We start from the raw sequence: 16,003 nt of genomic DNA on the forward strand, positions 1-16,003 counted from the left end.
ATACAACTTTATGCTTATATTAAAGCAATTAAGAAGAAAAAAAAGTATCACCCAGTCGCAGTTGGCTGAAACCATTGGGGTAAGCCTGCGTACGATTCAAATTTATGAGAAGGAGAATGCCAACATCCCTAGAAAGCGATTGGATAGAATAGCCGCGTATTTTGAGTTGCGGATTGATGAATTATATGCTCGTGAGGTCAACGAATCGGATGTCATATACGAAAAGGAGGATGCTAATTTGAAGAAGACACATACGATACAGAAGCTGGAACCGGGCAAGTACTTGTTGTCCGCCCCTTTGATCATGGGCAAAGGACAACTTGACTTCATGAAGCGCATAGACGATAAAACATATTTGAGCAATTTACCGCGTATGGGTTTTATGGTGGAGCAAGTCGCTGTGGGCAACTATCTTGCATTTGAGGTGACCAATAATGCTATGGATAACGGATTGGGAAATGCCCTACCTCAGAAAAGTATTGTTCTCGGAAAACTAATAAGCCAGAAACAAGTAGTCAAACAGATCGGGAGGGAGAACTCTTATTGGGTTCTTGTCTATGGCAATTCAATAATGTGCAAAGAAATTACGCACTATGACAAGGCTAGTAAAGCGATTCGATGTCACAGTTTAAACAATTCACCAGAGTATTCCGATTTTGAAGTGCCCATTGCGGATGTGGTAGCGTTTTATAAAATTATAAAGAAGCAGGTAGATTAATCAACCTGTTGCTCGAGGTGGGCGATGACTTTTCCTAAGCAGGTTTCAAGTTCTTTTTTTACTTCGTTCTCCCAAAAACGGAATACGGTATACCCCAAATCACTCAAACCTTGATTGACCTCTTTATCGCGCTGCATATTGCGTTCTATCTTAGCAATCCAGAAATCGCGGTTGGTCCTGATTTTTGGTTTTCTTTCCTGCCATTTGTGTCCGTGCCAATACTCGCCATCAATAAAAATAGCCGTTTTGTACTTCTTTAAGAGGATGTCGGGCCTTCCGATAAGCTTTTTGTAATCGACTCGGTAACGATACCCTTGGGCATAGAGTGCTTTTCTAAAGGCGAGTTCTGGCTTGGTATTCTTGCCCCGGATCCTGCTCATGATCTTCGAGCGCTTAGGCGTGGTATAAAATCCTGAGGCTTCATTGAAACGAGGAACTTTAATACGCTCTTCTGAATACTTCTTTGACATGTATAAATGTATGAAAAGCAGGCATAAAAGAACGGGCCTATACGTTTAACAAATCTTGCTACATTTTTGTTCCCATGGTTTTCAGCCATAGATTCTTCTATTTTTATGGTGCCAATGATTTCGTATGAAAACTAAAAATGAACAACAGTTGTTATATATCAACCGCATCAATAAGGTTGTAGACTACATTGATGATCACTTGAATAAAGACCTCTCATTAGATAAATTAGCTGAAATCGCCTGTTTTTCGACGTTTCATTTTCATCGTGTTTTTTCCGCTTTGCTAGACGAGACGCCTAATAATTATATCACACGAAGGAGGATAGAAAAAATTGCCGGGCGGTTGCTTTTTCTAAGGAAGGATGAATCATTGACCAACCTGGCATTGGATAGCGGTTTTAATAGCATTCACTCCTTTTCAAGGGCCTTTCGTAGGTTTTATGGAATGAGCGCATCTGAATTTAAAAAGAGAGGGCAAAAAGAGTTTAGCAAGATTGGTAAAACTGAAAGCAAGAATGGAGCAAACAATGTTTCGTTCGAGAAATACTTTTACAGCATGGATAATTTAAAAAAATGGTTAAAAATGAAAACAACTGTAGAAGTAAAAGAAATGCCCGAACTAAAAATGGTACAGGTAAGACATCAGGGCTCCTATAAGGAAATAGGGAAAGCTTTTGAGGTTTTGATGAAATGGGCGGGCCCAAGAGGATTGCTTAATTTTCCAAAAACTAAAATGGCCGGTGTGTATTATGATAGTCCACGGGTAACGGACGAATCGAAAATGCAGTCGAGTGCCTGTATTACAATAGAGTACGATGTGGAAGTCTCCGGACAGATCTCAAAAATTACGATTCCGTCAGGAAAATTCGCTGTGGGGAGATTTGAACTCAAGGTAGATGAATTTGAAAAAGCGTGGAATAGTATGTCGCTCTGGGTGCCCGAAAACAATTTCGAGATTCGCGATGGGCATTTTCATGAGATTTACCACAATGATGCAGAACAACATCCGGAAAGGAAGTGGGTTGTAGATATCTGTATTCCTGTGGAGTGAAAAATAAACCCGCAAATTCAACTCGATTGAATTTGCGGGTTCTTTACAAACTCGTTACAGCACTATCCTTTTACACTGGCGCTGTAATATTCTCGATTCATACGTGCGATGTTCTCCAATGAGATGCCTTTAGGACATTCGACTTCACATGCGCCTGTATTCGTGCAGTTTCCAAAACCTTCGAGATCCATCTGTCGTATCATATTTTGAACACGATCCGTAGCCTCTACCTGCCCCTGGGGGAGCAATGCAAATTGCGACACTTTAGCTGAGGTAAAGAGCATCGCACTTGCATTTTTACAAGCAGCGACACACGCTCCACAACCGATACAAGTGGCCGCATTGAACGAAGCATCAGCGTTTTCTTTCTCGATGGGTATGGCATTGGCATCGACCGGTCGCCCTGAGGTATTTACCGAAATGTATCCGCCGGCCTGTTGAATTCGATCGAATGAAGAACGGTCAACGATAAGGTCTTTGATTACCGGAAAAGCCTTGGCGCGCCATGGTTCGATAGTGATGGTGTCACCATCATTAAAACTGCGCATATGCAATTGGCAAACGGTAATTAGTCGGTCTGGGCCGTGCGCTCTACCATTGATCATTAGAGAACAGGTACCGCAAATTCCTTCGCGACAATCGTGATCGAACTCTACAGGTTCTTCACCCTTGTCAACCAATTTTTCATTTAGAACGTCGAGCATTTCCAAAAAGGACATATCCTCTTCGACGCCGCTAAGGTTATAATCGACCATTTTTCCCTTGGACTTCGAATCTTTCTGTCGCCAGATTTTTAAAAATATTTTCATAGCTATTTTTATTTATAAGACCTTGTCTTTACTTCGATGTTTTCGTACGTCAGTTCTTCTTTATGTAACTTGGCATCTTTTGGTTCACCGGCATACTCCCACGCGGCTACATACTTGAAATTTTCGTCATCCCTTAGTGCCTCACCCTCGGGAGTTTGATATTCTTCCCTGAAGTGCCCACCGCAAGACTCGTCTCTGTTAAGAGCATCTTTGGCGAAAAGTTCTCCTAATTCCAAGAAATCGGCAACTCTACCAGCCTTTTCAAGTTCTTGGTTCTTGGAGTCTGGGTCACCGGTCACTTTTACATTTTCCCAGAAATCGGCACGTAAGGCGGCGATATCTTCGATAGCGGATTTTAGATCTGCGGCGTTACGGGACATCCCGCACTTGTTCCACATGATTTTACCCAGTTTTTTGTGATAGTAGTCTACGGAGTGCTGTCCTTTGGCCGACATCAATTTGTGAATGCGGTCACGAACATTTTGTTCGGCAGCATCGAATTCGGGTGAATCCGTAGGAATGGCTCCTGTACGGATATCATCAGAAAGGTAGTCTCCTATCGTATAAGGCAGCACAAAATACCCATCTGCCAGTCCTTGCATTAAAGCGGAAGCCCCCAATCGGTTGGCGCCGTGGTCACTGAAATTGGCTTCTCCGGCAGCGTAGCATCCCGGTATGGTCGTCTGAAGATTGTAATCTACCCACAGGCCTCCCATGGTATAGTGTACCGCAGGATAGATCATCATGGGTGTCTCATATGGATTCTGATCTACGATTTTCTCATACATCTGAAACAAGTTTCCGTATTTGGCTTCGACCACTTCTTTTCCTAAGGTGCGTAGCGTATTCTTATCCGGGTCTTTGATTCCTGAGGTATATGCTTTTTCTTTTCCGTAGCGCATAATCGCCGACTCAAAATCAAGGTATACCGCTTCTCCGGTTTTGTTGACCCCGAAACCGGCATCACAGCGCTCTTTTGCAGCTCTAGAGGCCACATCCCGTGGCACCAAATTACCAAAGGCAGGATACCGTCTTTCCAGGTAATAATCACGGTCTTCTTCCTTTAATTGTGTCGGTTTTAGTTTACCTTCCCGTATGGCCTGTGCATCTTCCAAACGTTTGGGTACCCAGATACGCCCATCGTTTCGTAACGATTCGGACATTAAGGTCAATTTGGATTGGTGATCTCCTGAAACAGGTATACAGGTCGGGTGTATTTGTGTAAAGCACGGATTGGCAAAGAAAGCCCCTCGCTTATGTGCTTTCCATGCGGCCATAACATTGGCGCCCATACAGTAAGTGGATAAAAAGAAAAGGTTGCCGTATCCACCTGTGGCAAGTACTACGGCATGGGCCGAGTGTCGTTCGATTTCGCCGGTAACCAAATTACGGGCGATGATTCCTCTAGCTTTTCCATCGACCAATACGATGTCAAGCATTTCATGCCGGGTGTACGATTTGATTTTCCCTCTTTGAATCTGCCGATTCATCGCGGCATAGGCACCTAATAATAATTGTTGTCCAGTTTGTCCTTTGGCATAAAAGGTTCGGGAGACCAAAACACCTCCGAAAGAACGGTTATCTAAAAGACCTCCGTATTCACGTGCAAAAGGAACCCCTTGCGCTACACATTGGTCAATGATGTTCGTCGAAACCTCTGCCAAGCGATATACGTTTCCTTCTCGTGAGCGATAATCACCACCCTTTACCGTATCGTAGAAGAGTCGGTATACACTATCACCATCTCCTTGATAGTTTTTCGCTGCATTCACACCGCCTTGTGCGGCAATAGAGTGCGCCCGTCGTGGGGAGTCTTGATAACAAAACGTTTTGACGTTATACCCTAACTCTGCCATGGTCGCGGCAGCAGAACCTCCTGCCAAACCGGTGCCCACTACGATAACATCGATGTTTCGTTTGTTTGCCGGATTAACCAAGTCAATATGATTTTTATGATTAGTCCATTTATCGGCCAACGGCCCTGCAGGAACTTTTGAATCCAATATGCCCATACTTACTGTGTTATTGGGTTAAGATGATGATATATAGCGATGAGTATAAACCCTAAAGGGATGGCGATCGCATATATCTTCGTAAATGTTTTAATGCCTTCTGAATACCTATTGTTCACTCCCATAGTTTGAAAAGAGGAGGCGAATCCGTGCAGTAGGTGCAACGCCAATAACACAAAGGAAATGATGTACAACACCGTTCTCCAGATAGGTTCGAATTTGTGAACGGTCTCTTCGTGGTAGCGTGTTGCATCCTCGGGATTGCCTTCAAGGTACTTATACGCCATTTCCGGAAACCAGAAATCGTAGAAATGCAATGCTAAAAATGCCAAGACAACGGCACCGCTGATCAACATGTTTCTCGAAATCCAAGAAGCATTGGCGCTCCCCTTGTAACTTGCATAGCGCACACTACCTCTTGCGGCACGATTTTGTAGTTCTAAAACAAAGCCCATTACAAAGTGAACAATAACCCCTGCGATTAAAATAGGCTGCAACAGGTATTGCACTAGCGGGTTGTATCCCATAAAATGTGACCATGAATTGAAGGTGTCCGGCGCGATTACCGAGGTAACATTTATTACAAAATGTTGTCCGAGAAAGAAAACCAAGAAAAGACCCGATAACGCCATTACGACTTTTCGAGCCAGTGAAGATTTTATTAATGCACTCATTAGTTGATGATTTAGCCTTACAAAAATACTGTAGGGATGAGTTATTAACAAACTTTCAAGGTCTTTAGTATGTTATTTGGAAGCATTTTAATCTATTCATGAATTACGTTCAATAATAAGTCTTGGAATACGGGATATCGGGAATTATAATTAAACAAAAAGCCCCAAGTATATTCATATATACTATAGGATTCGGGGGTGTTACAAAGTTTTGCGCTCAAATATGAAATTGAGGTGATTTCAATGGCGTCTTACTTGGGAAAGGGCTTTACGAGACGTATGTCACTAATGCGTGTGCCAACTCAAAGAAAGTTGTTCGTGCGCTTGCCTGCCTGTTCAATCAACGGGCATCGAGTTGGTGAATTTGATTTCCTTGGAATGCCTTAGGAGCTTTCTTTGTTGACTGACGGTTTTTTCAGGACTTGTTTACCTTAATGACAAGCCTACAAACATATCAATTAAATTTCCAGACATCGTTTAGTTTGGTATTTGTAGCAACTTCACCTCCTGCGATCAGTAGCATATAATCGGAATTGGAAACCAGGGTAGGCGAAAAACGTGCGCCGTAACCGGCATCGATGGTTTCTCTTATCCAAGTTGCACCATCGCTACTATACCAGAAATCGGTGTATTTTATGTCTTCCATTGCCGTCTCCTTAAAGCCCCCGGTAAGCCAGATTTTATCATTAAAAATGGCACAATTAAAAAAGACACGTTTAGAGAAGCTGTTGGTGCCTTGTTGGGTCTGAGTCCAATTATAACCATCGGTAGAAGACCAGACATCCGCAGTTTCTTCATTTGTCATGGCCAAAGCACCGCCCAACACGAACATCTTTTCATTAAATACTATTGCTTTAAAACCATACTTCGCCGAATAGGGCGCAGCGTTGGTTTCTAGCACCCAATCCACACCATTGGTCGAACTCCAGATTTCTTCGGTGCTGCCGGTGGTCACATCAAAAAAGTTCTCCAGACCGCCCAAGGCATAGAGTTTATCATTGTATGCCAAAAGTTCAACCTGGGCTCTTGGACTAAAATCGGCATTGGCTGTTTCTTCCATCCAGTCTATACCATTGGCGGAACTCCATACATCGTTCAAAAGACTACCGTTGGTGAAGCCACCTAAAACAAAGATTCGGTCATTGAAAACGGTAACCCCAAATTGTGCTCGGCCACTGAACCCAGGATCTTCGGTTTCCAAAACCCATTCTTCCCCATCACTGCTCGACCATACGTCATTATTCAGGTCTTCGATATTGGCAGCACCGCCGATGACCCAAAATTTATCTTTAAAGAATACGCTGCCATGGCCTTCGCGAACATCAAAGGCAGTATTGGTTCTAAGCGCCTCTTCGCTGAAATTTAAAGGGCGCGTAAAAAAACGAAAGGTATCACTTTCAATAGTACCGCCTTGGTTGTCGCGTGCAACTACTTTCCATGTAAACCGACTGTCTAGAGATAGTGGGTCAACAATGCTAAAGGTGGTCTCGGAAAGTCCTTGTGCTAGGATAACGGTAGGTTCTGGAACTGTTGATTCCAGATTTGGGATGAGAACATTTTGAGCGCCTCCTTGAATTTCCAAATAAAGATCGTACACCACAGTATCGCCGTCGATATCGGTTGCCGCCTCCCAGGTCAAAGTAGGGGTCAATGAAACCGCTTCCGCATCATTTTCAACAGTTAGCAATGCGAATGCATTAGGCGCGGTATTTGTTCTTACCTCGGCGTCGTTATCCTTTTTACAACTCGTTAAAAGAAAGACCAACAAGAGTAGTTGAATTGTAATCCTCATTTTTTCGTTTTTAGTTAGGGCCATAAGGCGAGGAGACTCAATCGTTGTGTGCATTTTTAATCCCATTCAAAGCGGAATACACCTGTACGTTCCTCGATTTCTTGATTTTCATTGACCGCAGACCCATAATCGCCCGTAAATTTTGGGAGATACGCGGAGTTGGCCAAATATCCCCGCATATAGGTGGTTTCTCCTCCTGAGAGATTGGTGATAAAATCAACCAATATACTGCCCCCCTCGATTGTAGTCCAATTGCCCGCTGCCGAAAAGGCCGGATTGCTGTAGCGCTCCATGGCGACAGTGCCATCTTCGTTTAACCAAAGGGCGTAGTCTACTGGGATTGCCGAATAATCTATTTCTTCCACATCAGGATCGACCATTTCAAAACCACCACTGAAAAAAGCTTTGATCAAAGAGTTGGTCAATAGAATTTCCACCGTTTCCGTAGTTTCTCCGCTTTCTGCGGTAATGGTAAAATCATAAGAGCCCAGCGGAAGGTTTTTGCCCCAGGAAATTTGACCGGTAAGGCTGTCGAAGACAATATGATCTCGTCGCAATATTTCCGTGGAAGAGGTAATGGAATAGAAACCTACATCTCCATTCCATTGTATAATATTCGGTGCGATACCCCCCGCTGTCCTGAAGGTCGCATTGATTTCTGATTCGGGGTAAGACAATTGAATTTTACGAACCGGCTCAGGAGCTGCTGAATCTTTACTGCAACTGATAAAGAGATATAAAAGAGCTAGGCAGAGGATATTTTTCATAACCGGTTTATTTTAGTACGTAGGTTACTTTCACATCATAGTAAAATTCGCCAGGGGGTCTGTTGTAATACAAAGCAACAGCATACGGTTTGTCGAGGACGCCTCCATTTTCTTCTATAGCCAAAATGGCACCTACCTGTCTTTTTGCGGTCTTGGCAAGTAGGGTCGCCTGACCCAGGGCTTTGTCGAGCGCCATTTTGGTAATTTTCGCTGCTTCTTGAGGGTCGATTTCAATAGAGGAACGCATATCCAACCGATTCATAGTGGGTATTTGAAGGTTTAGAAATCGCTTCATATCTTCCACTGATTTGGTCTCATATTGGTAAATAATACCCTCCTTGTTGTAGCCCATGGTTTCAAAGCCAAAATCGCTCGGGTATTCCTTTACATCGGCCCACGACAATCCGATATCGGTTACACTTTTTTTAAAGTGTTCTACCATCTGCTCTAAGCTCAGTACATTCTTATCATAAGAAGAGAACGCAGTGCTCAAAGAAATATCGGCTTTGAATGTTGGGTCAGGGTCAATATAGATGACCCTTGCACTTACGGTTATGGTATTCGCTTGTTCTTGTGCTTTTGCATTGAAGGCCACAAGCATAACAAATACGATAAATAGTTTCATTTGTGATTTCATGTTTTCCAGTTTTAGTACATTCAGATTTAGCAGGTTCGTGCTCTTCTAATTTCCAAAAGACCATACATCAGAATAATACCCACTGGTATAAATTCCGGTTTTAGTAGGGTTAGAGATGAGAGGATACCCAGCAAGGGCCCAAAAACGTTTGTTAAATACGACCGATGTGTGTTCGGCTCGGCTTCTGAAATCGTTGCTTGTCTTTACCTTTTTCCAAGTAATACCGTCTTTACTACGCCAGATATCGTTTAAGAACTTCGCGTTACCCGCGTAACCTGCAATCACCCACATATATCCATTATAAGTAACGGCGGTATGGCTCGATCTCGGGGTAAAGTCGGCGTTTGGAGTAGCTAATATCCAGCTGCTACCGTCTTCGGTATACCAAACATCGTTTTTAAAATCACCCCCCAATTCATCTTTCACATAGCCTCCAATTACCCAAAGCTTATGGTCATAGACCAGAGCAGTATGGTCGGCACGTTTACCAAAGGGAGCGTTTTGTAAAAATGAAGTCCAATTACTGCCGTCACCACTTGCCCAAACATCGGCTTTGAAGTCTTGGTTGCCAGTCAGTGAACCCGCTCCGCCTATGACCCACATGCGTCCGTTGAAGGTGGTTAAGGTGTGTCTGCTTCTTGGTGGAAATGCAGCTTCTGTTGTGGCCGCCTCCCAAGTTTGGCCATCTTTTGAAGACCAAACATCGCTGAAGATCTCAAAATCCAATAGCGTACCGTTTCTGCCACCTGTCACCCACATTTTGCCGTCATGTGCGGTTATGGCATGATCGGATCTTGAGGAAAACGCCGCGTTCGGATTGACCAATTTCCATTCTTGCCCATCCTTCGATTGCCACACGTCGTTAGGATTTGGTCCGATGATATCCCCGGCGATCACCCACATTTTTTCGTCATGTACTACAGAGGCATGGAAAGCCCTGCCATCGAAGGGGGCTTCTTTTTCAATTAATTCGGCTTTTATCGATAGTGGTTTTGTTATAAGTCCACCCAAATTATTGGGCTCCAAAGACGCACTATCATCGGCTAGTTCTTCTTTCCCACATGCGAATATGAGCAAAAGGGCACTTAGGCGAACAAGTTTATTCGTTGTTGTCATTTGTATGGAATTTTAAGTTGTATACAAGAGGAAATTAAGCGGGTGTTATTTCAGGTGATTTCCCCCAACTGGATATTTCACCATATTATTGGGGGAAGTACTAACCATATACTTAGTCTTCGATTTCGAAGTGTGCGGTAATTTCTTCGTAAGTCATTTTTTGATAGTCTATCGAAGATTTTCCACTAGTTGAAACTGCTCCTGGAATGAGTACATAGCGGTATTGCTCCAAGAAAGTACCATCACCTGCATTCTCTCCTTCTTCATTGGCTGCTACCGTAATCCGAATTTCACCGCCTTGAGCCCTGAAGTAATACGATTGCTGACGTGCGGTTCCAAAAACTATCGGTAGCTGATATACTAAATTACCACCACCACCAATCACCACTCTACGTGCATACACCAAAATGGTTCCAAAATTCAATAGGTCACTGTCGATTTGTGGGGCGTCAATCGTAAATGAGCTAGAGGTAGTGATGATATTGTTGCTGAATTCGGTATTTACCCAATCTGAATAAATGACATTGGCTGTACCAGGTTCACCTTGCTCTCCTTGTGCACCGTCTGCACCATCCGCTCCATCTGCGCCGTCGGCCCCGGCAAGTCCCGCTGACCCTTGTTCTCCCTGTGGTCCTGCTGGTCCAACAGGACCTTGGTCTCCGTCCTTTGAACAAGACGCCATAAATAACATTGCTGCCAATATGCAGCACATCATCGTTGTAGTTTTCTTTGTTTTCATCATTTTATATATTTATTTAAACAGTATGGAACAAACCTAATATGCAATCGCACTAGGGGAGTCCCGGAATTTTAAGATTGAAAAAATCAGGACACTGTGCAGAGACTGTTCTTATACTGAACAGGGGTCAGGCCCGTATGCTTTTTAAAAGCGGAGTAAAAGGCTGATTTTGAGTTGAACCCGGCTTCCAAGCCGACGGAGACAACGGTATAATGCGCAAAGGCTTCTGAGCCCAAATTCCTTTTGACATCGGCGATGCGGTACTCGTTGACAAAGTCGATAAAACTTATCTGAAGTAGGCTGTTGACCATGCTCGATAAATAGCAGGACGAAATTCCCAAGGCCTCTGCAACTGTCGTAAGGCTCAAATACGGATTACGATACAATTTTTTGGACCGCATCAATTCTTCCAGTTTTTTGAAGTATTGATTTGCTCTGGCAAAAGGCTTTTTTGACTTTGTAGTATGCAATTCTTTGATGCGCTGGGCGCAGAGGGCAGCAATGATATTCAATAGGCAAAGATGTTTTTCGGTAAAAAAATCCTCTTCGGGATGCTCTGAATCGATTATTCCGAAAAGTCGATCATTGACAAGAATCGGAACGCATAGTTCTGAAAGTCGCGGGGCATCATCAACTATATATCTAGGGTCTCTAGTAGTATTTTTAATGATTTCGGCCTTTCCAGAAGCGGCTACACTACCCACAATGCCCTCTCCAAGATCAAGCCGGATCCGATTGTATATGAACTCATCAGAAGGATTTTTAGTGCCATAAGCAGCCCGTTGCACCAGCTCATGCTTTTCATGGTCGTAACTATAAATGACACAATCGATTAGACCTAGCCTGTGAATGACATTTTTGGTAATGTCCCACAGCACTTCATCAATAGATTCCTTTGTGCGCAGCGAGGTTGAAAAAAAGCTGATGGCCCTTATCTCCTCAAGTGTACTTAAGGTGTTACTTTCTTGCATAATTCCATAGTTTTAAATTTTAAGACCGATCGGCGATACCGTTTCGGTTAAACATGGATTTAAGCTAGTTTTTGATTTCAAGGGTAATGAGAGCCCGAGGGGATCCTTAGCCCGAAATGGTCGAAGACAAATGTATTGTGGGGCGAGTGAAGGTAGCCGGACTATGGTTCCAGATACTTGGATTATAAGACAATCAAGAATTATTTTTCTTGGAGTATTGTTGTAAACAGCAACGGTAAGAAATGCTTAAAATGCTGACTTATATGTTTTTACGTGTCTCACTTGGCGGATAGCCAAATGTTTTTGAAAATTGTCTCGAAAAATAGGCAGGATCTTCAAAGCCTACTTCGTATGCCACTTCAGAAATATTCATTTCAGTGCTTTTTAACAACTGCTTTGCCCGTTGCAATTTCACTTTCTGAATGAACAGACTGGACGACAAATTGGTCAAGGCCTTGAGCTTTCGGTGCAAATGACTTCTGCTAATGCCCAAAGCGCGACAGATCTCTAGAATTCCGAATTGTGAATTATCGATATTTTCCTCGATCAGCTTCCTAACCTTGAGAACGAATTCGTTCGGCTCATTAAGAGTCGAGTTGGCATTATTTTCCCAATACTCCTGATTTTGATATTTTTTGCGAAGCACCTCACGTTGTTCGAGAAGGTTTACTATCTGAAGTAGCAATTCCCTTTCATCAAATGGTTTTTCCAAATAGGCGTCGGCTCCAAGTTTTAACCCTTCTAATTTCGATGCGGTATCTGATTTGGCCGTCAACATAATTACGGGAATATGATCGGTGATGCGGTTTGACTTTATAGTTTGACATACCTCAAAACCATTTTTAATGGGCATCATGAGATCGGTAATCACCAAATCTGGAACCGTTTCGATAACGGTTGATAAACCACTTTCCCCGTTGTGGTCAAAACTCAACCGATAGTCTTGCTTTAAGATCAACTCCAAATACGAGCAAATGTCCAGGTTATCCTCGATAATATGGATGATCGGATATTCGTCTGCTGCCCTACCGAAATAAGTAGGCGAATCGTTGGTATGTACATCAATAGTTTCGGTACCCGTCTCAAAAGGGATTTCTTTCGTGGCTTTATGTTCAATGGGTAAGGACACTTTGAAGTTGGTGCCCTTTCCCAAGGCACTTTTTACCACGATCGTACCCTTCATGAGTTCAACCAACTCCTTGGTAAAAGACAACCCGATGCCGGTACCTTCGGTATGCCCCTTGACTTGATGGTAACGTTCGAAAATGCGCGGTAGTTCTTCCTCAGGAATACCGATACCATTGTCCTTGACATCAAAACAGCAATGGTCACCCTGACGGGTTACTTGAAAATAGATATCCCCTTTGACCGGCGTATTTTTTATGGCATTTGAAATGAGGTTCGAGAAGATGTGCTTTATCTTTTGTGCATCGAAATCCATCTTGAGTATTTCCGCATCACTTAAAAAGTGCAGTCTTATTTCTTTGGCACTTGCTAAAGATTCAAAAGAATTCACCAGGTATTTCAGGAAAACAATGATATCTCCATGTGCCATTTCAATATGTAATTTGCCTACTTCAAGTTTTGAAAGGTCTAAGAGCTGGTTCACCAGATCATTGAGCTCGTTACTACTTCTCATTATGGTCTTCACTGATTTGTCCATTTCCTTCCCCCCATTTTTCCTAAGGGTTTTGGCCATACCTGAGATGAGGGTTAATGGGGTTTTGAGTTCATGCGCTACATTGTTGAAAAAATTGGTTTTAAAGGTATTGAGTTCTTGAAGTCTTATTTTTTCCGCTCGTTCCAATTTGCCCTTAAGCACATAGTGATGAACCGCTAGCAAAATAGCAGCGAATACCAAAAAATAGACCAAATAGGCCCAATTGGTTCGCCACCATGGAGGCTTCACAATGAATTTCAATCGGATAGTATTGGCAGTAAATTCCAAATCGGGATTGGTTGCGGCTACCTGTAGTTCGTAAGCTCCGACCGGAAGACTATTGAATGTAATCGAACGCTCACTACCATTATCTTGCCAGGTATTGTTCAGGTTGGCAACCCTGTACCGATACTTGGTTTTTTCGGCTAGGTGATAGTTCAGGGTGGTATAATTGACAAGGAATGAGTTGTTGTCGTAGTCCAAGGTGATTTCCTTGTTTTCGGTATCGAATAGATTTGTCCGTTTATTGGTCGAGGGTATTGACGGTTGTACTGAAGTAAAGAAAAAATCGACCTTCGGAGGTGAGAAGGTGTCAAAAAGAACAGGGTCTATTTCTTGAATACCATTGTCGCTCCCAAAAAAGAGAATACCTTCAGTATTTTTGTATGCCGAAGAGAGCAGAAAGTTATTGCTTATCAATCCATCTTCTTTCCCTAAAAAATTGAAGTCCCCCGTTTTTTTATTGAATTGAAAAATTCCGTTACCTACAGTACTTCCCCAAATATTCCCATAATCATCCTCGAGGATGGCCATAATTTTTTCGTCTTTTAACCCATCTTTTTTAAGGTATCTTTTTACGTCGAAAGTATTCGGATCTATTGCATTCAAGCCCGCATCGGTGCCGACCCAAATGGTTCCGTCGGAAGCTTCGAGCAATGAGGTGGCCAAACGATTTGAAAGACTGTTTGCATTACCCACTTCATGATTGATATTTTCGAACACCGGAGTTCCTCCAGAGGGCACCTCATGCGGATTTTTCAATACATAGATTCCAGACCTCAAAGTACATAGCCATAAACGCCCCCTTGAATCGAACATTAGATCGATGCGGGGCGAATTATGCAGGGTTGGGGTATTGTCTGTACTGAACGTTTCGAAGGTCTGGGAGCTCTTATGATATCGAATCAGGTTCTCATTGGCGATCATCCACAAATTGTCTGTTTGGTCTTCTCCTATAGACCATGCTCCTTTGAAATAGGAGGTCGAGATCGTTTTAAAGCGAAATGAAGCGGTATCTATTTCAAAAAGGCCTACGCCTATAGCATATAAGGCACCGGAGCGAGTCTTGTGCATTCCATAGACCTTAGGTGAAAGTATTTTTTCGATTTGCTTTTTTTCATCCATACGGAAAAGACCTTCGTCAGCGGCAACCAAAAGATGGTTGTTAACTTCATGAAAGGCCCTAATATCATGTAGCTTAACATCATACACGAGTTTTTTATTAGATGGGAATCGGGTCATAAAACTTGATATGAACGCTAGGCCTTTGTTGGTGCCGATCCACATATTTTTATGTATGTCTTCATAGAAGCTCAAGGCTTGAATGCCGGGAATATCCTTTTCAAAAAAGGTCTGATATGGATAAAACGCAACTGCATTTCGACTTTTGTTTACGATTGAAATGCCTTTTTGCCCTCCAATCCAAATACGATGTTCCGAATCTTCCATAATCGCATTATCGGCAAAAAGAAGTGAAACCAATGGGCTGATTTTGAATTGTGTCGATGGAATATAAGAGCCATTTGAAAATTGCAGGACGACGATCTCACTTGAATAAAGCCCGAAAAGTTGGTCTTCTGAATCGATGAAAATATGCTGTATGGTACTATCCGAATTTTCAAAGACTTTTTTGACCTCTAGTGTATTCGTGTCATAGGTATAGATGACAGAATTGGAAAGAAAGAAAACAGTACCATTTGAATTTTGTCGTATATCTTTAATCGTGCCCTCAAATAACTGATCAAAGGCATCACCCTTTGCCCTTTCCTTAAAAAGTCCACTTTTAGTGGCGATATATAGACCTCCCTTTGTTGAGTGGAGTAATTTGTTTATCGATGTTATCGTATCTTTTTGATGAACAATGGATTTGTGATTGAATTCGTCTTTCATGGAATCATATACATCAAGACCTCCATAATCAACACCAAACCAAAGTTCATTTTTTGATTTTTTGACAATCCGTTTTACCCAATTGGCTATCGGACTATTGCTATTTTCAGGATCATGGGTGAAACTCTTGAAGGCGTATCCGTCAAAACGATTTACACCGTATTGTGTGGCAAGCCAAAGATAACCTTGATCATCTTGGGCAATATCCGAAATCCAATTGTTCGAAAGGCCATTACTGGTATCCCAGACCTTTGCTTTGTGCTGTCCTTTTAGGGTGCCCAAAGAAAGCGTAAAAAATAAAACAAAAATGGGGGTAGTGAAACGCATGGCTGCTTCGCGTCTTTTTTGTTTAATGACGGTGATTTGTCCTACCTGTATCCAGATGATGAGGTGATATGACATTTAAAGGTAAGTATAT

13 protein-coding genes are annotated in these 16,003 nt (G+C 42.6%); 2 read left to right on the forward strand and 11 right to left on the reverse strand.

Going from position 1 to position 16,003, the window contains the following annotated elements:
- Positions 1-10 precede the first annotated feature (10 nt).
- Positions 11-718 carry a helix-turn-helix domain-containing protein gene (locus ACKWCA_RS05970; protein ID WP_413977251.1) on the forward strand — a complete coding sequence of 236 codons (708 nt, stop codon included), beginning with the start codon at positions 11-13 and terminating at the stop codon, positions 716-718.
- On the opposite strand, the gene ACKWCA_RS05975 is transcribed toward ACKWCA_RS05970, so the two are convergent.
- Complete coding sequence (locus ACKWCA_RS05975; RefSeq protein ID WP_413977252.1) at positions 715-1,188, reverse strand: very short patch repair endonuclease; 474 nt, start codon at positions 1,186-1,188, stop codon at positions 715-717. The genes ACKWCA_RS05970 and ACKWCA_RS05975 overlap by 4 nt on opposite strands.
- 124 nt (positions 1,189-1,312) lie before the next feature.
- Between ACKWCA_RS05975 and ACKWCA_RS05980 the strand changes: the two genes are divergently transcribed.
- Positions 1,313-2,239, forward strand: a complete 927-nt coding sequence (locus tag ACKWCA_RS05980; protein WP_413977253.1) for an AraC family transcriptional regulator — start codon at positions 1,313-1,315, stop codon at positions 2,237-2,239.
- A 62-nt stretch (positions 2,240-2,301) separates the two neighbouring features.
- On the opposite strand, the gene ACKWCA_RS05985 is transcribed toward ACKWCA_RS05980, so the two are convergent.
- From ACKWCA_RS05985 to ACKWCA_RS06030, 10 genes are all read right to left on the reverse strand, one after another.
- Positions 2,302-3,048: a succinate dehydrogenase/fumarate reductase iron-sulfur subunit gene (locus ACKWCA_RS05985; RefSeq protein ID WP_413977254.1), complete on the reverse strand. Its 747-nt coding sequence runs from the start codon at positions 3,046-3,048 to the stop codon at positions 2,302-2,304.
- 8 nt (positions 3,049-3,056) lie between these two features.
- The gene (locus ACKWCA_RS05990; protein WP_413977255.1) at positions 3,057-5,060 is read right to left on the reverse strand and encodes a fumarate reductase/succinate dehydrogenase flavoprotein subunit; all 2,004 of its coding nucleotides are present in this window, start codon (positions 5,058-5,060) and stop codon (positions 3,057-3,059) included.
- 2 nt (positions 5,061-5,062) lie between these two features.
- A complete protein-coding gene (locus ACKWCA_RS05995; RefSeq protein WP_413977256.1) occupies positions 5,063-5,734 on the reverse strand; it encodes a succinate dehydrogenase cytochrome b subunit in 672 nt (223 codons plus the stop codon).
- A 454-nt stretch (positions 5,735-6,188) separates the two neighbouring features.
- Positions 6,189-7,526, reverse strand: a complete 1,338-nt coding sequence (locus tag ACKWCA_RS06000; protein WP_413977257.1) for a kelch repeat domain-containing protein — start codon at positions 7,524-7,526, stop codon at positions 6,189-6,191.
- Positions 7,527-7,582: 56 nt separating this feature from the next.
- On the reverse strand, positions 7,583-8,293 hold the full coding sequence (locus ACKWCA_RS06005) for a hypothetical protein (protein ID WP_413977258.1): 711 nt from the start codon (positions 8,291-8,293) through the stop codon (positions 7,583-7,585).
- A gap of 7 nt (positions 8,294-8,300) precedes the next feature.
- Positions 8,301-8,930 carry a hypothetical protein gene (locus ACKWCA_RS06010; RefSeq protein WP_413977259.1) on the reverse strand — a complete coding sequence of 210 codons (630 nt, stop codon included), beginning with the start codon at positions 8,928-8,930 and terminating at the stop codon, positions 8,301-8,303.
- A gap of 45 nt (positions 8,931-8,975) precedes the next feature.
- Positions 8,976-10,046, reverse strand: coding sequence for a Kelch repeat-containing protein (locus tag ACKWCA_RS06015; protein ID WP_413977260.1), 1,071 nt, complete (start codon positions 10,044-10,046; stop codon positions 8,976-8,978).
- 112 nt (positions 10,047-10,158) lie between these two features.
- On the reverse strand, positions 10,159-10,788 hold the full coding sequence (locus ACKWCA_RS06020; RefSeq protein WP_413977261.1) for a hypothetical protein: 630 nt from the start codon (positions 10,786-10,788) through the stop codon (positions 10,159-10,161).
- 83 nt (positions 10,789-10,871) lie between these two features.
- Positions 10,872-11,756, reverse strand: a complete 885-nt coding sequence (locus tag ACKWCA_RS06025; RefSeq protein ID WP_413977262.1) for a helix-turn-helix domain-containing protein — start codon at positions 11,754-11,756, stop codon at positions 10,872-10,874.
- A 259-nt stretch (positions 11,757-12,015) separates the two neighbouring features.
- Complete coding sequence (locus tag ACKWCA_RS06030) at positions 12,016-15,987, reverse strand: hybrid sensor histidine kinase/response regulator transcription factor (protein WP_413977263.1); 3,972 nt, start codon at positions 15,985-15,987, stop codon at positions 12,016-12,018.
- Between the last annotated feature and the right edge of the window lie 16 nt (positions 15,988-16,003).

Source organism: Maribacter corallii (assembly GCF_047345415.1).
Classification (GTDB): domain Bacteria; phylum Bacteroidota; class Bacteroidia; order Flavobacteriales; family Flavobacteriaceae; genus Maribacter_C.